20 protein-coding genes, 1 pseudogene and 1 other annotated feature are annotated in these 24,066 nt (G+C 38.8%); of the genes and pseudogenes, 14 read left to right on the top strand and 7 right to left on the bottom strand.

What is annotated here, in order from left to right:
• Window positions 1-62: 62 nt before the first annotated feature.
• Window positions 63-704, bottom strand: a complete 642-nt coding sequence (locus tag WH390_RS08570) for an AhpA/YtjB family protein (RefSeq protein ID WP_032115064.1) — start codon at window positions 702-704, stop codon at window positions 63-65.
• Between the two features lie 120 nt (window positions 705-824).
• Between WH390_RS08570 and serB the strand changes: the two genes are divergently transcribed.
• The 3 genes and pseudogenes from serB to nadR all read left to right on the top strand — a co-directional run bounded on the left by serB (window position 825) and on the right by nadR (window position 4,476).
• A complete protein-coding gene (gene serB / locus WH390_RS08565) occupies window positions 825-1,802 on the top strand; it encodes a phosphoserine phosphatase (protein ID WP_032115065.1) in 978 nt (325 codons plus the stop codon).
• A 33-nt stretch (window positions 1,803-1,835) separates the two neighbouring features.
• Window positions 1,836-3,218, top strand: a complete 1,383-nt coding sequence (radA, locus tag WH390_RS08560; protein ID WP_032115066.1) for a DNA repair protein RadA — start codon at window positions 1,836-1,838, stop codon at window positions 3,216-3,218.
• Between the two features lie 11 nt (window positions 3,219-3,229).
• Window positions 3,230-4,476: pseudogene (gene nadR, locus WH390_RS08555) on the top strand (multifunctional transcriptional regulator/nicotinamide-nucleotide adenylyltransferase/ribosylnicotinamide kinase NadR).
• A gap of 43 nt (window positions 4,477-4,519) precedes the next feature.
• Here nadR and ettA read toward each other — a convergent pair.
• Window positions 4,520-6,187, bottom strand: coding sequence for an energy-dependent translational throttle protein EttA (ettA, locus tag WH390_RS08550; RefSeq protein ID WP_032115067.1), 1,668 nt, complete (start codon window positions 6,185-6,187; stop codon window positions 4,520-4,522).
• Between the two features lie 436 nt (window positions 6,188-6,623).
• On the opposite strand from ettA, the gene sltY reads away from it, so the two are divergent.
• Both sltY and trpR read left to right on the top strand, forming a co-directional pair.
• Window positions 6,624-8,546, top strand: coding sequence for a murein transglycosylase (gene sltY / locus WH390_RS08545; protein WP_032115068.1), 1,923 nt, complete (start codon window positions 6,624-6,626; stop codon window positions 8,544-8,546).
• Between the two features lie 73 nt (window positions 8,547-8,619).
• Window positions 8,620-8,940 (top strand): trp operon repressor, encoded by a 321-nt coding sequence (gene trpR, locus WH390_RS08540; protein ID WP_032115069.1) that lies wholly within the window; start codon window positions 8,620-8,622, stop codon window positions 8,938-8,940.
• A 71-nt stretch (window positions 8,941-9,011) separates the two neighbouring features.
• On the opposite strand, the gene yjjX is transcribed toward trpR, so the two are convergent.
• Window positions 9,012-9,551, bottom strand: coding sequence for an inosine/xanthosine triphosphatase (yjjX, locus tag WH390_RS08535; RefSeq protein ID WP_032115070.1), 540 nt, complete (start codon window positions 9,549-9,551; stop codon window positions 9,012-9,014).
• Between the two features lie 51 nt (window positions 9,552-9,602).
• Between yjjX and gpmB the strand changes: the two genes are divergently transcribed.
• Window positions 9,603-10,250 carry a 2,3-diphosphoglycerate-dependent phosphoglycerate mutase GpmB gene (gene gpmB, locus WH390_RS08530; protein WP_032115071.1) on the top strand — a complete coding sequence of 216 codons (648 nt, stop codon included), beginning with the start codon at window positions 9,603-9,605 and terminating at the stop codon, window positions 10,248-10,250.
• A 93-nt stretch (window positions 10,251-10,343) separates the two neighbouring features.
• On the opposite strand, the gene robA is transcribed toward gpmB, so the two are convergent.
• Window positions 10,344-11,249: an MDR efflux pump AcrAB transcriptional activator RobA gene (gene robA / locus WH390_RS08525; protein WP_032115072.1), complete on the bottom strand. Its 906-nt coding sequence runs from the start codon at window positions 11,247-11,249 to the stop codon at window positions 10,344-10,346.
• Between the two features lie 167 nt (window positions 11,250-11,416).
• Between robA and creA the strand changes: the two genes are divergently transcribed.
• Complete coding sequence (creA, locus tag WH390_RS08520) at window positions 11,417-11,890, top strand: protein CreA (RefSeq protein ID WP_032115073.1); 474 nt, start codon at window positions 11,417-11,419, stop codon at window positions 11,888-11,890.
• Window positions 11,891-11,942: 52 nt separating this feature from the next.
• Here the strand turns inward: creA and arcA are convergent, their stop codons facing one another.
• The gene (gene arcA, locus WH390_RS08515; protein ID WP_032115074.1) at window positions 11,943-12,659 is read right to left on the bottom strand and encodes a two-component system response regulator ArcA; all 717 of its coding nucleotides are present in this window, start codon (window positions 12,657-12,659) and stop codon (window positions 11,943-11,945) included.
• Window positions 12,660-13,305: 646 nt separating this feature from the next.
• On the opposite strand from arcA, the gene thrL reads away from it, so the two are divergent.
• From thrL to thrC, 4 genes are all read left to right on the top strand, one after another.
• Window positions 13,306-13,374, top strand: a complete 69-nt coding sequence (thrL, locus tag WH390_RS08510; protein ID WP_072012858.1) for a thr operon leader peptide — start codon at window positions 13,306-13,308, stop codon at window positions 13,372-13,374.
• Window positions 13,313-13,440: a sequence feature (Thr leader region), on the top strand. (Overlaps the previous gene by 62 nt.)
• 25 nt (window positions 13,441-13,465) lie before the next feature.
• Window positions 13,466-15,931 (top strand): bifunctional aspartate kinase/homoserine dehydrogenase I, encoded by a 2,466-nt coding sequence (thrA, locus tag WH390_RS08505; RefSeq protein WP_032115075.1) that lies wholly within the window; start codon window positions 13,466-13,468, stop codon window positions 15,929-15,931.
• Window position 15,932: 1 nt separating this feature from the next.
• Complete coding sequence (gene thrB / locus WH390_RS08500; RefSeq protein WP_032115076.1) at window positions 15,933-16,862, top strand: homoserine kinase; 930 nt, start codon at window positions 15,933-15,935, stop codon at window positions 16,860-16,862.
• A 2-nt stretch (window positions 16,863-16,864) separates the two neighbouring features.
• On the top strand, window positions 16,865-18,154 hold the full coding sequence (gene thrC / locus WH390_RS08495; RefSeq protein ID WP_032115077.1) for a threonine synthase: 1,290 nt from the start codon (window positions 16,865-16,867) through the stop codon (window positions 18,152-18,154).
• Window positions 18,155-18,191: 37 nt separating this feature from the next.
• Here thrC and yaaA read toward each other — a convergent pair whose 3' ends face one another.
• Window positions 18,192-18,968 carry a peroxide stress protein YaaA gene (gene yaaA, locus WH390_RS08490; RefSeq protein ID WP_032115078.1) on the bottom strand — a complete coding sequence of 259 codons (777 nt, stop codon included), beginning with the start codon at window positions 18,966-18,968 and terminating at the stop codon, window positions 18,192-18,194.
• A 259-nt stretch (window positions 18,969-19,227) separates the two neighbouring features.
• On the opposite strand from yaaA, the gene tal reads away from it, so the two are divergent.
• Together tal and mog are read left to right on the top strand one after the other, a co-directional pair.
• Window positions 19,228-20,181: a transaldolase gene (gene tal, locus WH390_RS08485; RefSeq protein ID WP_032115079.1), complete on the top strand. Its 954-nt coding sequence runs from the start codon at window positions 19,228-19,230 to the stop codon at window positions 20,179-20,181.
• Window positions 20,182-20,366: 185 nt separating this feature from the next.
• Window positions 20,367-20,942, top strand: a complete 576-nt coding sequence (mog, locus tag WH390_RS08480) for a molybdopterin adenylyltransferase (RefSeq protein WP_032115080.1) — start codon at window positions 20,367-20,369, stop codon at window positions 20,940-20,942.
• Between the two features lie 194 nt (window positions 20,943-21,136).
• Here mog and satP read toward each other — a convergent pair whose 3' ends face one another.
• A complete protein-coding gene (satP, locus tag WH390_RS08475; protein WP_032115081.1) occupies window positions 21,137-21,703 on the bottom strand; it encodes an acetate uptake transporter in 567 nt (188 codons plus the stop codon).
• A 351-nt stretch (window positions 21,704-22,054) separates the two neighbouring features.
• Here satP and dnaK point away from each other — a divergent pair, with 351 nt between their 5' ends.
• Window positions 22,055-23,980, top strand: coding sequence for a molecular chaperone DnaK (gene dnaK, locus WH390_RS08470; RefSeq protein WP_032115082.1), 1,926 nt, complete (start codon window positions 22,055-22,057; stop codon window positions 23,978-23,980).
• The last annotated feature ends 86 nt before the right edge of the window (window positions 23,981-24,066 follow it).

The raw sequence follows: 24,066 nt of genomic DNA, 5'->3' as shown, positions 1-24,066 counted from the left end.
AAATCATTAAATTTAAATCAAGCAAGAAAGCAGATTTTAATCTGCTTTCTTTTTAGCCATTTTTATTTCTTTTGCTGATTGTTTGCCGAGCGACTATTGCTTATTGATAAAAAAGGTAACTTTGGCCAGTGTATTGAAATTGATTTAGATAAAATATTAGCCAGAACAAAACCGATAGTGAGTGCTAAAAGTAACATAATCCTTAATAAATTAGCCATATTATCTATTTGTTTAGATCCTATACTAAATTGATGAGCATCAATGGTTAAACGTAAAAAGCCTTTTGGTTTTTTGGTATCGAAGATTGGAACAACCAATTGATAGTTAACATAGTTGTGGCATGGAGGGTGATTAAGGGATAATCGCTCTCGTAAAGCAACTTTTTCACCTGCATGCTGAATTTTGGTTCCATCATTAAGATAAACACTTGCATCGAGAATATGTTCATTAATAGTTAATTGATTAAGAATGGCCAGGATCTGTTTATTATTAAAATTCTTACCATCACTTTGTATATAATTGGATAAGCTAAAAGCAACTTGTTCAGCATGTGTATGAGCCAATTCTTTAAACTGCTCGACTCTGATTTTCTGATGTAACTTACTAAAATAACTAACCTTTTGGATTAGAATAATGAGTAAGAAGAGGCAAATTAAAATGATAACAGTTTTATGTAATCGAAACTTTAATTTCGTTTTAATCATAATCGGCTCTTTTAAACTTAGTTCATTATCATATTGCCAGAGGTTAAGATGATAGGATAGTTTGAAAAGCCGTTTTTTTGTTGGCTAATTGTCGTGATTGGATGACAGGAGTATGAATTAATGTCGACGAGTTTAACCTATTGTTATTTGCCTAATGAGATCCAAAAATGGCCTGGATTACCGCTTTCACTAAGTGGTGAAGAGGTTATGCCTTTGGATTATCGGGCTGGAGATAGTGGTTGGTTGCTTTATGGACGAGGACTGAATAAGCAACGTATCAGTCAATTTCAACAACGCTCTGGTAATGCGATTGTGATTGTTTCTTCTTGGCGTATTGATGATTATCAAGTCGTTCGTATCGCGGGTAGCTTAAGCGCAAAAATAAAGAAAATAGCTGAAGAGTGTGGTTTAGATGTTGTACCGCTGGGTAATATTCCCCGTTTACGTGCGCCAGGTTTGTTGGTGATGGATATGGATTCAACGGCAATTCAGATCGAATGCATTGATGAAATTGCTCGTTTGGCCGGAGTTGGCCAGCAGGTTGCTGAAATTACAGAACGCGCAATGCAAGGGGAAATTGATTTTAGTGAAAGTTTAAAAGCTCGGGTTAAGTTACTTGCTGGAGCCGACATGCAAATTTTGCAAAATGTATTAGAGCATATGCCACTGACACCAGGCTTAACCAGTCTTGTCCGTAAGTTGCAGGCATTTGATTGGCATGTTGTTATTGTTTCAGGTGGATTTAATTTTTTTACTAATTATTTGAAGGAAAAATTAAAATTAACCGCTGCGGTGGCTAACAAACTTGAAATTAAAGATAACAAATTGACCGGTAAGGTGAATGGCAACATTGTGGATGCTAAAGTCAAAGCACAAACCTTAATAAAATTAGCTAGACAATTCTCTATTCCAATCGAGCAAACCGTTGTTATTGGTGATGGCGCAAATGATGTAAAAATGATCCGTAAGGCGGGATTGGGTATTGCTTATCATGCTAAATCTAAAGTACAGGCCAGGGCAAAAGTAGTGATTCAACATGCAGATTTGATGGGTGTACTTTGTGTTTTAAGTGGTGGCTTAAAGCATGAAGAGCGTTAACGATCAAATCAATAAATAAAAGAGGCAATAACGGTGGCAAAAGCAATAAAAAGAGCATTTGTCTGTAATGAATGTGGTGCAGATTATCCACGCTGGCAAGGCCAATGTATCGCTTGTCATACCTGGAATACGATCACCGAGGTAAGATTAGCTGCCAGTTCTACTTCGCGAGCAGAACGCCTTAATGGTTATGCTGGTAGTGCTACAGGTAACCAAGTACAGAAATTGTCTGCCATTAGTTTAGAAGCATTGCCACGTTTTTCTACTGATTTCAAAGAATTTGATCGTGTTCTCGGTGGTGGTGTGGTACCTGGTAGCGCGATTTTAATTGGTGGTAACCCAGGTGCTGGTAAAAGTACATTGCTTTTGCAAACTATGTGTCGGCTTTCATCACAGATGAAAACTTTATACGTCACCGGTGAGGAGTCTTTACAGCAAGTGGCGATACGAGCGCATCGATTAGGGTTACCGTCCGATAATCTCAATATGTTATCTGAAACCAGTATTGAGCAGATTTGTTTGATTGCAGAGCAGGAACAGCCAAAATTGATGGTGATTGATTCTATTCAGGTCATGCATATCGCGGATATACAGTCATCACCTGGTAGTGTGGCACAAGTCCGAGAAACTGCGGCTTATCTTACCCGATTTGCCAAAACACGAGGAATCGCCATTATCATGGTAGGGCATGTCACAAAAGATGGTTCTTTGGCCGGCCCGAAAGTACTTGAACACTGCATTGACTGTTCGATAATGCTGGATGGTGAAGCAGATTCACGATTTCGTACCTTAAGAAGTCATAAAAATCGATTTGGTGCGGTTAATGAACTGGGTGTATTTGCCATGACAGAAAAAGGGTTAAAGGAAGTGAGTAACCCATCGGCTATTTTTCTCAGTAGAGCAGAAGAGATCACTTCGGGCAGCTCGGTGATGGTTGTTTGGGAAGGAACGCGACCATTGCTGGTGGAAATTCAGGCGCTAGTGGACTATTCAATGCTAGCTAATCCGCGACGCGTTGCTGTCGGTTTAGAGCAGAATCGATTAGCGATTTTGCTGGCTATTTTGCATCGGCATGGTGGATTACAGATGTCGGATCAAGATGTTTTTGTTAATGTTGTTGGTGGGGTTAAAGTGACGGAAACCAGTGCTGATCTTGCTTTACTCTTTTCTTTAGTATCCAGTTTCCGTAATCGTCCATTGCCGCGTGATGTTGTGGTTTTTGGTGAGGTTGGATTGGCGGGTGAAATCCGTCCAGTACCTAGTGGCCAAGAGCGGATTATTGAGGCGGCAAAACATGGTTTTAAACGAGCGATTGTTCCTTATGCTAATGTGCCCAAAAAACCATTACCCAATATGCAGTTATTTGGTGTGAAAAAACTGTCAGAGGCATTAACGGTTATGGAAAACTTTGATTAACCGGAGAAGCGATGAAACAGTTTGATTATTTGAAACAGGCTATTAAACAAACAGGTTGTACTTTACAACAAATTGCGACTGCTTGCGGCATGACAAAAGGTTATTTAAGCCAATTAATTAATGAAAAAATTAATAATCCTAGCGCGCGCAAAATTGCCGCATTGCATCGTTTTTTAAATATTGAATATCCATTAAAGCCTAAACGTATTGGTGTGGTATTTGGTAAGTTTTATCCATTGCATACAGGCCATATTTACCTGATACAGCGTGCGTGTAGTCAAGTTGATGAATTATATGTCATTCTTTGTCATGATGAACCTCGTGATCGGGCGCTTTTTATCAACAGTTCGATGTCACAGCAACCGACAGTAAGCGATCGGCTACGATGGTTATTACAAACTTTCAAATATCAAAAAATATTTATATTCATTCCTTTGATGAGCAAGGCATAGAACCATACCCACATGGCTGGCAAGTATGGAGCGAAGGAATGAAAAAATTTTTAATGGCAAAAAATATTCAACCACAATTTATTTATTCTGGCGAAGTGGATGATATTGCGCATTATAAAAAATATCTTGGTGCAGAAGTGGTGCTTATTGATCCTGAGCGCACATTTATGAATATTAGTGGCAATCAAATTAGGCAAGCGCCATTTCGGTATTGGGAATATATTCCAACGGAAGTAAAACCATTTTTTGTGCGTAAGGTAGCCATATTAGGTGGGGAATCAAGTGGTAAATCGACTTTAGTTAATAAGCTTGCGAATATTTTTAACACCACCAGTGCATGGGAATATGGTCGTGATTATGTTTTCTCTCATTTAGGTGGCGATGAGATGGCGTTACAATATTCTGACTATGACAAGATAGCATTGGGTCATGCAAAATATATTGATTTTGCCGTTAAATATGCCAATAAAGTTGCCTTTATCGATACTGATTTCATTACCACCCAAGCTTTTTGTAAACGATATGAGGGGAAACCACATCCTTTTGTGCAAGCATTAATTGATGAATATCGTTTTGATCTGGTTATTTTATTAGAAAATAATACCCCATGGGTTGCTGATGGATTACGCAGTTTGGGTAGTGATGAGGAACGTATAACATTTCAAAATTTATTGATTGAACTACTGATTGAAAATCAAGTGGAATTTGTGGTGGTTGATTCGCCTAATTATGATGAGCGTTTTTTACGCTGTATTGAGTTGGTTCAGCAACTGCTTATGATGGATGAAAAATCTCCGAATTTTTAAATGATAAGGCTTGCTTTAGCAAGCCTTATTTTATTTGGCCTATTTATTTGCTCATCTTTTTATATTTGATGCGATGAGGTTCTAGCGCATCAGCGCCTAATGTCCGTTTTTTATAATCTTCATATTCACTAAAATTACCTTCAAAGAAAGTGATTTTTCCTTCATCTTGATAATCAATAATATGAGTGGCAATACGGTCAAGAAACCAGCGATCGTGGGAAATAACTAATGCACTGCCAGGAAATTCCAGTAATGCGTTTTCTAACGCGCGTAATGTTTCGACATCCAAATCGTTAGTTGGCTCATCCAGTAGTAGCATATTACCACCAACCTGAAGTAGTTTTGCCAAGTGTAAACGGCCACGTTCACCACCAGAGAGTTCTCCAACTCGCTTACCCTGATCAACTCCTTTGAAATTAAAGCGTCCGACGTAAGCTCTACTTGGAATTTCGAAATTACCGATACGCATAATATCTTGTCCGCCGGAAACCTCTTCCCACACGGTTTTATTATTGTCCATGGTGTCACGAAATTGTTCAACTGAGGCAACTTTAACAGTTTCACCTAAGGTTATTGTGCCAGAGTCAGGTTGTTCTTGACCTGAAATCATGCGAAAAAGGGTTGATTTTCCCGCGCCATTTGGGCCGATAATACCCACGATAGCCCCTTTAGGGATCGAGAAACTAAGGTTATCAATTAAAACCCGATCACCATAGGATTTACTGAGATTTTCAACCGTTAAAACTTTGTCTCCTAGACGAGGCCCTGGCGGAATGAATAGCTCGCTGGTTTCATTACGTTTTTGATAGTCAACACTGTTTAACTCTTCAAAACGGGCTAAACGGGCTTTTCCTTTTGCTTGCCGGCCTTTAGGATTTTGTCGGATCCACTCAAGTTCTTTTTCGATCGATTTGCGGCGAGCCGCTTCGCTAGAAGCCTCTTGTGCTAAGCGAGTCTCTTTTTGTTCTAACCAAGAGGAATAATTACCTTCCCATGGGATACCCTCTCCGCGATCAAGTTCCAGGATCCAACCTGCCACGTTATCTAAGAAGTAGCGATCGTGAGTGATAGCAACAACAGTTCCTTCGTAATCATGTAAAAACCGTTCTAACCAGGCGACGGATTCTGCATCCAAATGGTTAGTTGGTTCATCAAGTAATAGCATATCGGGTTTTTCCAGCAGTAAACGACAAATAGCTACCCGACGCCGCTCTCCACCTGAAAGTTGTTCTATTTTTGTTTCCCAGGCTGGCAGGCGTAATGCATCGGCTGCACGTTCCAACTGGTTATCCAAATTGTGTCCGTCATGTGATTGCAAAATGGCTTCTAACTGGCCTTGCTCTTTTGCCAGTTTATCGAAGTCAGCATCAGGTTCAGCATAGGCCGCATAGATTTCATCAAGGCGAGTAAGAGCATTTTTTATTTCACTAACTGCCTCTTCGACTGCTTCACGTACGGTATGATCAGGATTAAGTTTTGGTTCCTGGGAGAGATAGCCAATTTTGATCCCTGGATTGGGGCGTGCTTCACCTTCAATTTCAGTATCGATACCAGCCATAATACGAAGTAATGTTGATTTACCCGCTCCATTAAGGCCAAGAACACCAATTTTGGCACCTGGAAAGAAACTAAGAGAGATATTTTTTAAGATATGTCTTTTCGGTGGGACAATTTTTCCCACTCGATGCATGGAATAGACGAACTGTGCCAATTTATTCTACCTTTTAGCTAATTGAATAATTTTAGATATCAACGGGTTGCTTATCTCATTTGAAGAAAATATTCAGGCACTTAATTAAACTCTGCCTAAATTACGATTAATAATATTAATAAGATCTAATCAAAAATTTATTGCAGATCTTTAGCATAAAGTTTTATTAAAATAAATGATTACCTTATTCACATTGTAATGAACCATGTAATTAAGCGGGTAGGTTGCTGAGTGGTTATTATACACGATCCTATTTACTAATATTAATAGTTTAATTTTTATGTAGGATATTGTTCATCAAGCGTACTGGCAATCATTTTGCAATCCTAAGGAATTATATTTTTATGATCTATTTTCTTAAATTAGTTCAGTAATTATATTTGTTTTGGATAATAATATTTTATATAGATATAGTTATCTTAGACAGGAGTAAATAATGGCGTCGAGAAAATGGTGGCCAGAGATAATATTGCTGATAATACTCTGGTTACCTTTCCATGTTCTGGGTGATTCATTAGCCGCTCAACGTGAGCGTTATCAGGCAATTAAGCAAGCCTGGGATGCTAATGATAATCATCGAGTCGCAAGTTTGATGCCAACATTAACCGAATATCCGCTTTATCCTTATCTGGCATATCGGCGATTGACGCAAGATCTTAATACCATTTCTGGAGCGCAAGTTGAGACTTTTATCAAACAATATCCCCATTTTCCCCTCAATCAAAAGTTGTCTACCCTTTTTGTCAATCAGCTTGCCCAGCGTAAAGAATGGCATAGCTTACTAGCTTTTAGCCCTTCACCGCCGAGGCCGATTATTGCTCGTTGTAATTATTACTATGCCAAATGGCAAACAGGTAATAAGCAAGCGGCGTGGCAGGGAGCGAAACAGATTTGGTTACACGGCTATCTACTACCCCAAGCGTGCGAACAGCTTTTTACCCGTTGGCAACAAGCTGGACAATTAACCACTGAATTGATTTTGCAACGTATTTTTTTAGCTATTAAAAGCAATGATGCTGCTCTGGTTACCAGCCTAGTCAATCGGTTGCCAACTAAAGATCAAATTATCGGCCAGCGCTTGGCCAAATTACAGCAAGATCTCTCTTTAGTGGTGAAATTTGCCAGCCTGGTCAAGCCATCGGCGTTTAATCGACAAGTGATATTGTTGTTTTTTAACCGCTTTGCCAGCCAGTCGGGAGAGAAGGCCAAGGCTGCGATACCGATTATTATCCAAGCACAGAAAATGAGCCCTTTACAACAGCAGCAATTGAAGGATGATATCGCCTGGCAATTATTCGGTGAGGTGACGCTACAACAAGCTAAGTGGCGTGATACTGTTATTCAACACTCATCTTCAATTTCTTTACGTGAACGAAGGGTGCGTTTAGCGCTGGCAAGCAATGATATGGTTTCGCTTGCGCAATGGTTAAAGCGATTATCTAAAGAAAGCCGAAATAAGGAAGAGTGGCAATATTGGCAGGCTATTACTTTAATCGCTCAAGGTAAGCCTAAGCAAGGTAAAAAAATATTATTCAACTTGGTGAAACGGCGCGGATTTTATCCTATGGTTGCGGCACAAAAATTGAACATTCCGTATCCTATAAATATTGCGATTGCCGCTAAACCTGAAAATGATATCGATTTATTGCCTGAGGTACAGCGAATAGGTGAATTGTTGTTTTGGAAAAAGGAAAATTTAGCCCGCACTGAATGGATTAATCTGCTTATCAGACAGAAAAAAATCCGCCAACAGCAACTAGCACGCTATGCATTTGAACATCGGTGGGCTGATTTGAGTGTACAGGCGACAATTATTGCCAAACTATGGGATCATTTAACAGAGCGTTTTCCTATTGCCTGGGAACGTGAATTTGAACGGCACACAAAAGATAAAAAAATTGATAAAAGTTTTGCCATGGCGATTGCCAGACAAGAAAGTGGTTGGAATCCACAAGTGCGTTCTGCTGCGGGTGCGATTGGTTTGATGCAATTAATGCCACAGACAGCACAACAAGTGGCAAAATTGAATGGCATTGCAGATTATACCGATAGTAGTAAGTTAATTGATCCAGAAAAAAATATTGAGCTTGGTACCGCATATTTGGAGACAGTTTTTCAGCAATTTGGATTTAACCGGGTATTAGCTTGTGCTGCTTACAATGCTGGACCTGCCAGAGTGGCGCGTTGGTTAGCAATCAGTAACGGAAAATTAGATGTTATCTCTTTTATTGAAAGTATCCCATTTTCTGAAACGCGACGTTATGTTAAAAATGTACTTGTCTACAATCTTTTTTATCAATATTTTCTCGGTAACTCAGTTAAAATATTAACAAAAAGCGAATGGATGATGAACTATTAGTGCTCTTTATGTCCATCACCGAGCTGTTTATGTTATGCTATTGTACTAGTTAAATAGTATGGCGGTATATATTATGGAAAACTATCTTATTGATCCAGCCCTTCAACCTGATGAAAATAGTGATTGGCAACGCTTTGTCGAATTATTGCGTAGTGCTTTCCAACAAGAGTTACAGCAACCCATTTTACAATTATTTTTAACCCCAGATGAACGTGTGGCATTGGGGACTAGGGTTCGGATTATTCAGGCATTAATGGACGGTGAAATGAGTCAGCGAGAGCTTAAAAGTGAGTTAGGTGTCGGAATTGCAACCATCACGCGGGGTTCTAATAGTCTGAAGAGTGCGACTAAAGAGGTGAAAGTTTGGTTGGAACAGCAGTTACTCAAGCCATAAACATCTTTTATTAAATTGTAAAATGTACACCTTTAGCCACTCTTTATACGATTTGGTTACGCTGACATGAGCTAGCTGTCATGTAGCACATTAAGTTCTTTATAAATTTCATGTTGGATAGGTGCTAATGCTAAAATAAGCGCTTGTTGGTAGACACTGGTACGGCTGAGTAAACCATTGGTAAAAAAACCAATTGCCCCTTCGTTGTGTTTAATATTAGCCATACCAGTGATATTCGCCATCACATCGCCTAACTCGCGGCCTTGTTGAATACTAAACAAAATTTGCTCTGGTAACATAATACTGGCAGAACGTGATTCACCGCGAATTTGTTTATGTTCAATGGTTATCCAGGCAAAAGTCATTTCATCTTCAACCCCAGCTTCAATACCTACCCAAAAATCGGCTTCGGGCCGAACTTGACGTGAAGCCATAACACGCTGGCGTGCACCTGTGCGGGTTTCCGTATTACCAATTGGTTGTTGGGCTACATTACTACTAACATTGATACTTTCTATTTGATAATTGCCAGCACCAAAAACAGCTTCAAATGCTAAATGAATAGCGTTTATTTTGGCCGGATTTGCGGTTGCTGCGATTACTTTATACATTAATTAGTATCCTTTAAAATATTATTTTGTGAAGTATAACGGAAAATTATTATGTTACAGGTCTATCTTGTTCGCCACGGAGAAACTGAATGGAACGTGGCTCACTGTATTCAGGGACAATCTGACAGCCCACTCACTGAAGTTGGCATTAGACAAGCTAAATTGGTTGCTGAAAGAGTGAAATCAATTGGCATCACTCACATTATATCCAGTGACTTAGGGCGCACGCAGAAAACGGCAGAAATTATCGCGCAAGCTTGCCATTGTAACATTATTCTTGAGCCACGGTTAAGGGAATTGAACATGGGGATCCTTGAAGGGCGGGCAATTAGTTCGTTAAGTGACGAAGAAGAGCGTTGGCGTCGAAATTTAGTTAATGGCTCTCCTGGAGCACGTATTCCCGATGGTGAATCTATGGGAGAGATAACAGAACGCATGTTTACTGCGCTAGAGAAGTGTCGTTCTTTACCAGCAGGGAGTATACCTTTATTGGTTAGTCATGGGATAGGGTTAGGAGCACTACTTAATCGCATACTGGGTGTGCCGACTTACGCTGAAAGGCGTTTACGTTTACGTAACTGCTCTATTTCAAAGGTAGATTTTCAGGAAACGCCTTGGTTGGCCAATGGCTGGGTAGTAGAAACCGCAGGGGATATCTCTCATTTAGTTGAGCCAGCATTAGATGAACAGCAAATTTAACTCTGGTAATAATTAAATAATGTAAGAATAATATTGCCAAGGGAAATATTCCCTTGGATTTGATTAGGGAGTAACTATTATAATCAATTCGTTTTAGCTGGTGGAAGGCGTTCTTTTAATCGGCACAAAATAATCAAATGAGACCATATGGTTTTCTGGATTATTGTAGTTACATTCAGGATTATTAGGATCTTTCAGCTGATAATGTTCTATATCGTGTCCCGCGCGACGGGTTAGATTGAGATTAGGCATATAAACACCATAAATCATATATAAAAACTGTTGTAGATCACTTTTTGTTGGTTTTCCTTCAAAAGTAAAGCGGGCATAATCACCGCCTTCGATGATAACTGAATGGTATAAATTATTTTCATTATCAGCATATTGCGGTTCGACTGCAGTAATATATGAAACCGTTTGTTCATCATCCTTTTCTGAGCTATGCACGACACGATATAATCCATAAACTTCATTAGGTATAATTTTTGTTTTATCTTGATAATATTGCCAGAAATGTTGGCGCATTTCAGCACAGGCAGTAGACCATTTTTCTAATATATATGAGCAAGTTTGTTCTATTCCCATTAAATGTTTTGGTGCTAGTGTGACAAAGGACACATTTGGTAATTTTTGTTCTTCTAGAGTGATTGGTGGTTGCATACCTGTAGCACACCACTCTTCACTGCGACGATAGAGAGCTGGTGTAATGCCAAATTGTTTTTTAAACGCACGAGTAAAGGTTTGCTGTGAATCAAAACGGTATTGCAGTGCAATATCAAGAATTGGCCGACTAGTCAGCCTAAGCGCAACAGCCGCACGGGAAAGTCGGCGAGCACGGATATAAGAGCCAATAGCTTGCTGAGTAATGTTTTTAAACATCCGCTGTAAATGCCATTTTGAATAACCAGCTTTAGCTGCGACGTTATCGAGAAATAGCGGCTGATCTAGATGTGTGTCTATCCAATACAGTAAATCGCGGATAATATTGCTTTGATCCATAGAAGTACCTGGTTTAAATAATCACCTATAAATAGTATAAAGACTTTATTATAAACATCCATTTAATACTAAATTGCTTTATATAGCTATTTTATTATTTTTATGGATATTAATAATGTAAAAATAATTTTATTATTTAATGAGTGCTATTAAGGAAAATTGATATCATGCGAAATTTGTCAAAATTACTATCTATTTTAATAATATTTTTTCTACCAAATTCAATATTGGCAGAAGAAATCGGTTCTGTTGATACGGTATTTAAACTTTTTGGTCCTGATAATAAAATTGTTATTGAAGCATTTGACGATCCGGATATTAATAATATAACTTGTTATCTGAGTCGAGCAAAAACAGGCGGTATTAAAGGAGGTCTCGGCCTGGCAGAAGATACTGCTGATTCGGCAATTTCTTGTCAACAGGTTGGGCCAATAATTATAGATGACAAAATTAAATTAAATAATAAAAAGGGGCAAGTTGTTTTTCAAAAACGTACTTCATTGATTTTCAAAAAACTACAAGTAGTACGTTTCTACGATAATCAACGGAATGCACTTATTTATTTAACTTATTCAGACAAAATAATTGATGGATCGCCTAAAAATGCTATTAGTGCTGTGCCAATTATGCCATGGCATTAATATATTTATTAAACCCCCCAACACCTAAAAAAAGGGGTTTAATATGTTATATTTATTCTTCAATATCACCACAGAAGCGATAACCTTCACCATGGATGGTGGCAATAATTTCTGGTGTATCGACTATCGATTCAAAGTGTTTACGAATACGGCGGATAGTCACATCAACAGTTCTATCGTGGGGCTTTAATTCACGTCCGGTCATTTTTTTCAATAGTTCTGCACGTGTTTGAATTTTACCTGGATTTTCACAAAAATGTAACATGGCTCTGAATTCACTACGTGGTAATTTATATTGATCACCAATCGGGCTGACTAAAGAGCGACTGTTAATATCCAGTTCCCAGCCATTAAATTTATAACTTTCTACCTGGCGGCGTTCACCACTAATTTGGCAAAGATTCATTGTGCGCGAAAGTAAATTTCGGGCACGAATTGTTAATTCGCGAGGGTTGAAAGGCTTAGTTATATAATCATCGGCCCCAATTTCTAATCCTAATATCTTATCAACTTCATTATCACGCCCGGTAAGAAACATCAGCGCAACATGAGCTTGTTCACGTAATTCGCGCGCAAGTAGCAGACCATTTTTGCCTGGCAAATTAATATCCATAATGACCAGGTTAATATCATTATCAGATAAAATATTGTGCATTTCGGCTCCATCAGTAGCTTCATGTACAATATAGCCTTCTGCTTCGAAAATGCTTTTTAAGGTATTGCGTGTGACAATCTCGTCTTCAACAATCAAAATATGTGGGGTTTGCATATGTGCTACCTAACTCTCTACAATATAAATTACCAGATTTACACACTAATGTTTCAAGAGCATGCTTTCTCTAATTTCGTTTTATAATACTAATGAAAGCTTAGCGAATATCATTAAAGTTCATATAATTTTTTTGTAACAAAAAAACAATTATGCCGAACCTAAAAGAAATTTACTAAACAATTCTTTTCTCATTTTATGTTAACAGCAATATAACAGCTAAAAGCCTATTTACCACCTAAAAAAATGACTTTTGTTGATACACGTCAAAATCGAAATAAAGCTATTATAAAGATTATTACTTAAATTATATGATTTTTTGTGTCATAAAATATTGTATTTAAATTAAAATAGGCACTAATGTAATTTATATGAAAAATATAAACGCAGAGCTTCATATTATTATTTATCTGTTAACATACAAGCGTTGCTGATTGTAAATAGATAAAAATTCTCATTTATTCGGTTATGTTTGTTTTTTTATCTGCTTAAAGTTAAATGTATTCTATTGGTAATAGTTACTTAACAAAGAAATGAATATGTTTAATTAGTTTTAGTAATTAAAGAACAAATTATTTGACTTTGCATTAAAATTGTTTTAACCAGTATATAGCTAAATATTTTTTAATAGAAACTTAGGACAGTGATGCGTAAGACCAGCTTCAATACCACCATTATTACCACTACCGTAACCATTGGTTATGGGGCGGGCTGACGCATAACTAAAATCAAAATCGAACATAAAGCCCGCATCCAAGCAAATGATGCGGGTTTTTTTTTAACGCAATTTCAGGAGGAAAAAACCAGTGCGTGTGCTCAAATTTGGTGGAACGTCGGTTGCTAATGATAATAAAATGCTCAACGTTGCTAATATTATCGCGGATAAATTTACACAAGGGCCGGTGGCTTTAGTTTTATCGGCACCAGCGAGGATCACCGATTATCTTGTTGCTATGATCGATGCGGCGACGTCGGGCGCCGATATTACTGTGCATATCAAGGCGGCGAAGGACATTTTTTCTACCTTGCTGTCCGGTTTGAAGAACAAGCAATCTGATTTTGAATATGAAAAAGTCAGGCAAATGATTGAAAATGAGTTTATTCAAATTGAGCAAATCTTACATGGCATTTCGCTATTAGGATTGCGACAATGCCCAGAAAGTATTCATGCCGGATTAATATGTCGCGGCGAAAAAATTTCGATTGCTATTATGGCATCGATACTGCGTGCCCGTGGCTATCTAATAACGATTATTGATCCAGTAGAAAATTTATTCGCTGAAGGGCACTATCTTAGCGCGACAGTGGATATCCGTGAATCGAGCCAGCGCATTAGCGCGTTGAATATACCTAAAGATCATCTTATTTTGTTAGCGGGTTTTACCGCCGGTAATTTGCACCATGAACCGGTAATATTAGGACGTAATGGCTCAGATTACTCTGCCGCTGTTCTTGCTGCTTGCTTACAGGCAGATTATTGTGAAATTTGGACCGATGTTGATGGTGTTTATACTTGTGATCCCCGTATTGTACCAGAGGCTCGTTTGCTAACAGAAATATCCTATCAAGAAGCGATGGAGCTCTCCTATTTTGGCGCTAAAGTCCTCCATCCTAGAACAATTGCTCCGATTGCCCAATTTCAGATCCCATGTTTAATTAAAAATGCCTCAGTGCCTAATGGCAATGGCACTTTGATTGGTAATGTTGAAAACCGTGAGTGTATGCCAATTAAAGGGATCACCAGTCTAAATAATATGGCGATGATTAATGTCTCTGGGCCGGGTATGAAGGGTATGGTAGGTATGGCTGCTCGCATCTTTTCCACCATGTCGTATAAGGGAATTTCAATTGTATTAATCACGCAATCTTCTTCTGAATATAGTATTAGTTTTTGTCTGCATCAGGATCAATTAGCTGAGGCATATAAAGCACTGACTGAAGAGTTTTATTTGGAATTAAAGGAAGGTTTGCTTAGCTCATTGGATATCATTGAGCAGCTTGCTATTATCTCAGTCGTTGGTGATGGAATGCGAACTTTCAAGGGAATATCAGCCCGTTTTTTTTCTGCCTTGACGCTTGGTAATATTAACATTGTCGCTATTGCACAAGGCTCTTCTGAGCGTTCAATTTCTGCTGTGATTGATAATAATATGACTACAGTCGCTGCGCAATTATGTCACCAAATGTTGTTTGATACCGCTCAAATTATCAATGTTTTTGTTGTTGGTGTTGGCGGTGTTGGCAATGCTTTACTTGAACAAATTTATCGGCAACAAAATTGGTTGAAAAAGAAACATATTGATCTGCGAGTTTGTGCAATTGCTAATTCGCGGGTGATGTTAACTGATATTAAAGGCTTAACGCTGGATAATTGGCAAATAGCATTATCACAATCTAAACAAGCTTTTAGTTTAAGTGATCTGTGCCAATTACAGGATAAACACTGTTTTCTCAATCCAGTCATCGTTGATTGTACCGCTGATCAGCAAATAGCGAAGCACTATGCTTTTTTGCTTAAGGCGGGGTTTAATATTGTTACGCCAAATAAAAAAGCCAATACAGATAGTATGGATTATTATCACCAGCTTCGATTGGTTGCTGAGCAATCAAAACGTAAATTTCTGTATGAAACGAATGTTGGTGCTGGTTTACCGGTTATTGAAAATTTGCAGAATTTACTCAATGCCGGTGATGAATTGCTAGAGTTTAGCGGAATTCTTTCTGGCTCACTTTCCTATATTTTTGGTTTACTCGATGAAGGGGTGTCTTTATCGCAGGCGACGCTGTTAGCAAAAGAAAAAGGTTTTACTGAACCAGATCCTCGAGATGATCTTTCTGGTATCGATGTTGCTCGTAAGCTGTTGATCCTAGCGCGTGAAGCCGGTTATTGTCTTGAACTTAATGATATTGAAATTGAACCTATATTGCCCGCCTCTTTTGATGTTAGTGGTAACGTTAACCATTTTCTTCAACAATTAACACAATTAGATCAAGATTTTAAAATAAGGGTTAGCCAAGCAACGGCACAGGGAAAGGTTCTTCGTTATATCGGGTTAATTAAAGACGGTTGTTGTCAGGTAAAAATGGTAGCAGTCGATGAACACAATCCACTTTATAAAGTTAAAAATGGTGAAAATGCTTTAGCATTTTATACCCGCTATTATCAGCCCATTCCATTAGTATTAAGAGGTTACGGTGCGGGTAATGATGTTACTGCCGCAGGGGTATTTGCCGATATATTACGGACGTTAACAAGGAAAATAGGAGCATAAAATGGTCAAGGTTTATGCACCCGCATCGATAGGTAATGTCAGTGTTGGGTTTGATGTATTAGGTGCGGCTATCTCTCCGGTAGATAATAGACAATTAGGTGATTGTGTCTCGGTCGTGAAGGCAGATAAGTTTAATTTGAAAAATAGTGGATCTTTTGTTGGCAAATTGCCCCAGCTGCCGCAGCAAAATATCGTCTATCAGGCCTGGCAACTGTTTTGTCAAGAATTGGGTGAATCTCTCAATGTTGAAATGACATTAGAAAAGAATATGCCGATTGGTTCTGGATTAGGCTCTAGTGCCTGCTCAGTGGTAGCAGCGCTGATGGCATTAAATGAATATAGCGGTCGCCCTTTTGATAAAAACAGCTTGTTATTAATGATGGGACAATTGGAAGGGCGTGTCGCTGGTAGTATTCATTATGATAACGTTGCGCCCTGTTATTTGGGCGGTATGCAACTGATAGTCGAACAAAATAATGTGCTGAGTCAATCAATCCCTATTTTTGCGGATTGGATTTGGGTGATGGCTTACCCAGGAATCAAGGTTGCTACAGCAGCAGCGAGGGCGATTCTGCCGAGCCATTATCAACGGCAGGATACGATTAATCATGGTCGATTATTAGCCGGTTTTATTCATGCCTGCCATACCCAGCAAACTGATTTAGCGATCGATATGTTACAGGATGTGATCGCTGAGCCTTATCGTGCTCAAATATTGCCCGGTTTTATCGCAGCCCGCAAAAAAGTAAAAAATATCGGCGCAGTCGCTTGTGGTATCTCTGGCTCTGGGCCGACATTATTTGCAATTTGCTATGAAAGAAAGACAGCAGAAAAAGTAATGCAATGGCTGACACAATATTACCTACAAAATGGAACAGGTTTTGTGCACATGTGTCGTTTAGATCAAGTTGGTGCAAGAGTGATAGGCTAAAAATGAAATTATATAATTTAAAAAATCAAAGTGAGCAGGTCAGTTTTGTGCAGGCAGTTAAACAAGGGCTTGGTCAGCAGCAGGGCCTTTTTTTCCCGCTTAATATACCAAAACTGAATGATGAACAGCTAGCTAAATGGTTACAGTGCGATTTTATCACCCGTAGTAGCTATATTTTATCAGCCTATATTGGCGATGAAATACCGTTAGAACAAGTGACAGAGTGTGTTAAACAGGCGTTCAATTTTCCGTTAGTTGTGAGACCAATAGAAGAAAATATTGCCAGCCTGGAGTTGTATCATGGCCCAACCTTAGCATTTAAAGATTTTGGTGGCCGATTTATGGCACAAATATTGGCACAAATTGCCAGTAACCAACCCATTACTATTTTAACCGCTACTTCAGGTGATACTGGAGCCGCCGTAGCCCATGCTTTTTATCGTCTTAAAAATGTTCAGGTTATTATTCTCTATCCGAAAAATAAGATCACGCCTTTACAGGAGAAATTATTCTGTACACTAGGGGAAAATATCCACACTATCGCAATCAAGGGTGACTTTGATGATTGTCAAAGGCTGGTAAAACAGGCTTTTGATGATGAGGAATTAAAACGGCTATTATGTTTAACCTCCGCGAATTCTATTAATATTAGCCGGTTATTGGCGCAAATTTGTTATTATTTTGAGGCTGTTGCACAGTTAGCGGTTGAAAACCGCCAACAGTTAGTTATTTCCGTACCCAGTGGTAATTTTGGTAATTTAACCGCCGGCTTATTTGCCAAAGCAATGGGGCTACCGGTGAAGCGTTTTATAGCTGCTACTAATGTTAATGATACTGTTCCACGCTATCTGTCTGAGGGCAAATGGTTGCCTAATCAAACGATAGCGACTCTGTCAAATGCAATGGATGTCAGCCAACCCAATAATTGGCCACGGATAGAGACACTTTTCCAGCGCCAAAAATGGGAGCTTGATGAGCTTAGTCATGGTGTTGTTGATGATAGAATGACTGAAAAAACCGTTCAACAACTGGCTAGTAAAGGCTATATATCTGAGCCACATAGCGCAGTTGCTTATCGTATTTTACGTGATCAGTTGCAAGATGATGAATATGGGCTGTTCTTAAGTACCGCACATCCAGCAAAATTTAAACAGAGTGTCGATCGTATTATTGCTAAAACATTACCATTACCAGCTGCTTTAGCAAAACGAGCTAATTTACCGATATTTTCCCATCAATTACCCGCTGATTTTGCTTTGTTGCGTAAATTTTTATTTATGCATGCGACTTAATAACAATGATCTGAAATGGAAGCGTTAGCTTCCATTGTTAACCATGTTGTGATCGTTTAAACACTAGTTGATTATCTTTGGAAGCAGCGTTATCAAATTGATAACCGGCTAAGTTAAATTCAGTCAGTTGTTCAATATTTTTTAGTTGATTTTGAATAATAAAGCGACTCATTAATCCGCGCGCTTTTTTCGCATAGAAACTGATGACTTTATATTTCCCCTGTTTTTCATCTAGAAAAATAGGTTTCACAATATAAGCATCCAGTTTTTTGCTATTAACGGCATTAAAATATTCATCTGAAGCTAGGTTAATCAGAATATTATCACCTTGCTTGCTTAAGGCCTGATTAAGATTTTCAGTAATGATATCCCGCCAAAAGGCATAAAGATCTTTTCCTTGTTTATTATTGAGTTTAGTTCCCATTTCCAATCGGTAAGGTTGCATCAGATCAAGTGGCCGTAATACACCGTATAAGCCTGATAGAATACGAAGATGTTTTTGGGCAAAGGTGAAATCTTTTGGCTTAAAATTTTCCGCTTGCAGGCCGGTATAGACGTCACCTTTAAAAGCTAAAATAGCAGGTCGGGCATTTTCTGGGGTAAAATTAGCATGCCACTGTCCAAAACGCGCTGCATTTAAACCGGCTAATTTATCACTAATATGCATTAGACTGGCAATTTCCGCCGGTGTCAGTTTACGACATATTTGAATCAATTGCTCAGCCTGTGATAATAGGGTTGGCTGACTATATTCTGTGGTGGCAAGCGGACTTTCATAATCAAGTGTTTTGGCAGGTGAAATCGTGATAAGCATAATTAATACCTAGTAAAATTCATAAATAAACAACTTTAATCAAAATAGTAAATGGCTATCATTAGGCTTATTTGTAGCATTTAACGTTAATTATTGCTATTTAAACGATAGTAGGGTGTGAAAATAAGCTAACAAAATTTGTTATCGACAACAAAACAATGGTGGTGAATTTATTTGTTGTAATATCAATGAATGATATTATCACAGCAAGATAGGATTTTGAGCCTCGGCTTCATCTCAATAACAACGGGATTAAAAAATGACCGATAAATTAACCTCTTTACGAAAAATAACGACGGTTGTAGCAGATACAGGTGATATAAGCGCAATAAAGCTTTATAAACCTGAAGATGCAACAACTAACCCTTCTTTGATCCTTAATGCGGCTCAGATCCCAGAATATCAGCCTCTCATTGATGAAGCGATCTCATGGGCACGGCAACAAAGTCAATCACGTGAGCAACAAATTATTGATGTGTGTGATAAATTGGCTGTTAATATTGGGTTAGAAATCCTGCAATTAATTCCCGGAAGAATTTCAACGGAAGTTGATGCGCGCCTTTCCTATGATACTGAAGCCTGTATTAATAAAGCGCGGCATATTATTGAGCTTTATAATCGTGCCGGCATTAAAAATGAGCGTATTTTGATAAAATTGGCTTCAACCTGGCAAGGGATCCGTGCGGCAGAGCAGTTGGAAAAAGAGGGTATTAACTGTAATCTAACGCTATTATTCTCTTTTGCTCAGGCACGAGCTTGTGCTGAAGCCGGTGTTTATCTGATTTCACCTTTTGTCGGTCGTATTCTTGATTGGTATAAAGCGAATACCGATACAAAAGAGTATGCGCCACAAGAAGATCCTGGCGTTATCTCTGTTACACAAATTTACAATTATTATAAGCAGCACGACTATAAAACGGTTGTCATGGGGGCAAGTTTCCGCAATAGCGGTGAAATTTTGCAACTGGCAGGCTGTGATCGTTTAACAATTTCTCCAGCATTACTTAAAGAGCTTTCTGAAGCCCAAGGTGAAGTGCCCCGCAAATTGGCATTTAATGGTCAAATTCAGTCACCGCCTAAGCCGATGACAGAAGCAGAATTCTATTGGCAACATTATGCAGATGCCATGGCAACGGACAAACTGGCGGATGGTATTCGTAAATTTGCTATTGATCAGGAAAAATTGGAAAAAATGGTTGCCCAGCAGCTGTAATTAACATTTCTCTGTTATAACCTAAAAGCCTAGTGGATTATCGTACTGGGCTTTTTGCTTTTACTTGCTGGTCTGATTGTGCTCAAGGGTAGTAAACAATATTATTTGCTTTTGTATCGCTACAGCATAAGTTGAATAGATTTAGTATTAAACATCTTGTTTTCAATATCGAATTTGAGGATCTCATGGATAAATTGCGCATAGGTTTGGTTTCTGTTTCAGATCGGGCAGCCAATGAAATTTATCAAGATCAGGGGATCCCTGCACTTAAAAACTGGCTTTCAATGGCACTAAAAACCCCTTTTACGGTTGAGCCACGTTTGATCCCTGATGAACAAAAAATTATTGAACTTACACTCTGTGAGCTGGTTGATGAATTTGCTTGTCATTTAATTTTAACCACCGGTGGCACTGGCCCAGCGCTACGTGACGTAACACCGGATGCGACACTGGCGATTGCTGATCGGCAAATGCCTGGTTTTGGTGAACAAATGCGGCAAATTAGTTTGCATTTTGTGCCAACGGCGATCCTCTCACGCCAAGTTGGCGTGATCCGCAAGCAAACATTGATTTTGAATTTACCTGGACAACCAAAATCAATTACAGAAACATTAGCCGGTTTAAAAGATGAACATGGACGTGAAATTGTTGCCGGAATTTTCGCTAGCGTGCCTTACTGTATCCAATTACTAGAGGGTCCCTATGTTGAAACCAATCCCAACGTGATTAAAGCATTTAGACCTAAATCAGCCATGCGATAAAATGGATTAATCTGGCTATTTTCGGCATTAGGAAATAACTTTAGTAATGATTAAAGCCGCTGTTAAATTGCGCTGCCATCAATTAGCGTCAATTTTAAAGCCAAAAATTCTCTAGTGTCGTCATAGTGGCGAATAGAGCAGGGTGTGTTAATAAAGCAGTATAAAACTGCTTTATTAATGTGGCAGGATGCTGTTTAAGACCTATTACCAATAGGTAATATTGTACGGCCAAATTGTTCATTAATGACTTCTGCCATAGCAAGGTAAAAAGCGCTGGCGCCACAAATGATACCTTCGTAACCAGCAATAGTCAGAATGGTTTGATTTCCATACATATTACCGATTGCTAACAGCGCAAAAAGTACGGTCAGACTAGCAAAAACGAATTGTAGTGCGCGATTAGCCTTTAACGTGCCAACAAACATAAATAAGGTAAAGATACCCCACAATGCCAAGTAAACTGCCAGAAAATCTGCGGATGTTACTTGCACCGACGCTATTTCAGGCAGCATTAATAAACCAACTAAGCTGAGCCAAAATAAGCCATAAGATGAGAATGCCGTTGCGGCAAAAGTATTTCCTTTTTTATATTCAAAAATACCGGCAATAATCTGGGCAATACCACCATAGAAGATACCCATACTTAGTATTACTGATGTTAATGGAAAAAATCCAGCATTGTGAATATTTAATAAAATTGTTGTCATACCAAAACCCATCAAACCTAATGGGCCTGGATTGGCAATATTATTTGAACTCATACATTCCTCTAAATGTCATTAAATATATAATATTCAATAGGATATAAATTTTTATATGCTATCAGGGCTTACATAAAGCAAGTATAATAGGTAGTGTTTGGTTCAAAACAAAGATTAAAATGATTTTTCATTTAAAAAATATTTTTTTACTTTCCCCTTGATGAATATTTTTATGTTCCCACTTTAATGAATAGCGTAGTTACCAATGGTCAATCTATCAACCTGTCACAAGGTGTCTCGTTAGGTAGATTTTTTTTGAGGTCAGGGAAAAAATCCCTTGAAAAAAATTCATTGAGCCTCATATAGGTTGGTAACTAGATTGGTTAAGAATTCCCTTTGGAGGCTGTTTAGATGGGTAAAATTATCGGGATTGACCTGGGTACAACTAACTCTTGTGTAGCTATTATGGATGGCACAAATGCGCGGGTATTGGAAAACAGTGAGGGTGATCGTACCACACCTTCTATTGTTGCATATACTCAAGATGGTGAAATTCTTGTGGGGCAGCCGGCAAAACGTCAGGCTGTGACAAACCCACAAAATACATTTTTTGCCATTAAGCGTCTGATTGGACGTCGCTTTGAAGATGAAGAAGTTCAACGTGACATTTCTATTATGCCTTATAAAATCATTGCCGCAGATAATGGTGATGCTTGGTTGGATGTTAAGGGGCAAAAAATGGCTCCTCCTCAGGTTTCCGCTGAGGTGTTGAAAAAAATGAAAAAAACGGCTGAAGATTATCTAGGTGAACCCGTTACTGAAGCTGTTATTACTGTACCAGCTTATTTTAATGATGCTCAGCGTCAAGCAACTAAAGATGCAGGTCGCATTGCTGGTTTAGATGTAAAACGTATTATTAATGAACCAACAGCAGCGGCGCTTGCTTATGGTTTAGATCGTGAAGTAGGTAACCGTACCATTGCGGTATATGACTTAGGTGGTGGTACTTTTGATATTTCAATTATTGAAATTGATGAAGTTGATGGTGAAAAAACCTATGAAGTGCTGGCCACTAATGGTGATACTCACTTAGGTGGTGAAGACTTTGATAATCGTCTGATCAACTATTTGGTCGATGAATTTAAGAAAGAACAAGGTTTTGATCTACGCAATGATCCACTAGCAATGCAACGCTTAAAAGAAGCAGCAGAGAAAGCCAAAATTGAGCTCTCTTCTGCTCAGCAGACTGATGTCAATCTGCCTTACATTACTGCAGATGCAAGTGGTCCTAAGCATATGAATATTAAGGTGACTCGAGCGAAACTTGAATCACTGGTGGAAGATTTGGTTAAGCGCTCAATGGAGCCGCTGAAAGTTGCACTGCAAGATGCCGGCTTAAATGTTAATGACATAAACGACGTCATTCTGGTTGGTGGTCAGACGCGCATGCCAATGGTGCAAAAAGCGGTTGCTGACTTTTTCGGTAAAGAACCCCGTAAAGACGTTAACCCTGATGAAGCGGTTGCTATGGGTGCGGCGGTGCAAGGTGGTGTATTAGCTGGTGATGTGAAAGATGTCTTGTTACTTGATGTAACTCCACTATCTTTAGGTATTGAAACCATGGGTGGTGTAATGACAGCGTTAATTGCCAAAAATACTACTATTCCGACTAAACATAGTCAGGTGTTTTCAACTGCAGAAGATAACCAGTCGGCAGTAACCATTCATGTATTGCAAGGTGAACGTAAACGCTCAGGTGATAACAAATCATTAGGGCAGTTCAATTTGGATGGTATTCAAGCGGCACCGCGTGGTATGCCACAAATTGAAGTTACCTTTGATATTGACGCTGATGGTATCTTACATGTATCTGCTAAAGATAAGAATACTGGCCGCGAGCAAAAGATTACCATCAAGGCATCTTCTGGTCTGAAGGAAGATGAAATCCAAAGAATGGTAAGCGATGCAGAAGCAAATGCGGAATCAGATCGTAAGTTTGAAGAATTAGTTCAGGTACGTAATCAGGCTGATCAATTGATTCATGGTACGCGTAAACAAATTGAAGAAGCGGCTGATAAGTTACCTGCTGATGATAAAGCTAACATAGAGAAAGCCATTTCTGAGTTGGAAACTGCGGTGAAAGGTGAAGATAAGGCCATCATTGAAGAGAAAATTCAAGCTTTAGTTCAAGCTTCGGCCAAGCTACTCGAGTTAGCTCAACAGCAGGCTCAAGCAGGTACCGCTGATGCTGGAGCAGGCGCCCAACCTAAACAGGATGATAATGTTGTTGATGCTGAATTTGAAGAAGTCAACGACAAGGATAAAGATAAAAAATAGTGGCCCTTAGCGGGCACAGTAATGGTGTTAAGGATCATTTCCTCTGTTACTGAAAACCGAGTACGGGCGTTGGGGGAACTCTACGC

Source organism: Candidatus Arsenophonus nilaparvatae, from assembly GCF_045346035.1.
Classification (GTDB): Bacteria; Pseudomonadota; Gammaproteobacteria; order Enterobacterales; family Enterobacteriaceae; genus Arsenophonus; species Arsenophonus nilaparvatae.
The sequence above is the reverse complement of the archived record's forward strand: the minus strand, read 5'-3'. Positions and strand labels throughout refer to the sequence as shown.

Coding starts and splice junctions, on each gene's coding strand:
- WH390_RS08570 (WP_032115064.1), bottom strand. CDS start 704: ATGATTAAAACGAAATTAAAGTTTCGATTACATAAAACTGTTATCATT.
- serB (WP_032115065.1), top strand. CDS start 825: ATGTCGACGAGTTTAACCTATTGTTATTTGCCTAATGAGATCCAAAAA.
- sltY (WP_032115068.1), top strand. CDS start 6,624: ATGGCGTCGAGAAAATGGTGGCCAGAGATAATATTGCTGATAATACTC.
- trpR (WP_032115069.1), top strand. CDS start 8,620: ATGGAAAACTATCTTATTGATCCAGCCCTTCAACCTGATGAAAATAGT.
- yjjX (WP_032115070.1), bottom strand. CDS start 9,551: ATGTATAAAGTAATCGCAGCAACCGCAAATCCGGCCAAAATAAACGCT.
- gpmB (WP_032115071.1), top strand. CDS start 9,603: ATGTTACAGGTCTATCTTGTTCGCCACGGAGAAACTGAATGGAACGTG.
- robA (WP_032115072.1), bottom strand. CDS start 11,249: ATGGATCAAAGCAATATTATCCGCGATTTACTGTATTGGATAGACACA.
- creA (WP_032115073.1), top strand. CDS start 11,417: ATGCGAAATTTGTCAAAATTACTATCTATTTTAATAATATTTTTTCTA.
- arcA (WP_032115074.1), bottom strand. CDS start 12,659: ATGCAAACCCCACATATTTTGATTGTTGAAGACGAGATTGTCACACGC.
- thrB (WP_032115076.1), top strand. CDS start 15,933: ATGGTCAAGGTTTATGCACCCGCATCGATAGGTAATGTCAGTGTTGGG.
- thrC (WP_032115077.1), top strand. CDS start 16,865: ATGAAATTATATAATTTAAAAAATCAAAGTGAGCAGGTCAGTTTTGTG.
- yaaA (WP_032115078.1), bottom strand. CDS start 18,968: ATGCTTATCACGATTTCACCTGCCAAAACACTTGATTATGAAAGTCCG.
- tal (WP_032115079.1), top strand. CDS start 19,228: ATGACCGATAAATTAACCTCTTTACGAAAAATAACGACGGTTGTAGCA.
- mog (WP_032115080.1), top strand. CDS start 20,367: ATGGATAAATTGCGCATAGGTTTGGTTTCTGTTTCAGATCGGGCAGCC.
- satP (WP_032115081.1), bottom strand. CDS start 21,703: ATGAGTTCAAATAATATTGCCAATCCAGGCCCATTAGGTTTGATGGGT.
- dnaK (WP_032115082.1), top strand. CDS start 22,055: ATGGGTAAAATTATCGGGATTGACCTGGGTACAACTAACTCTTGTGTA.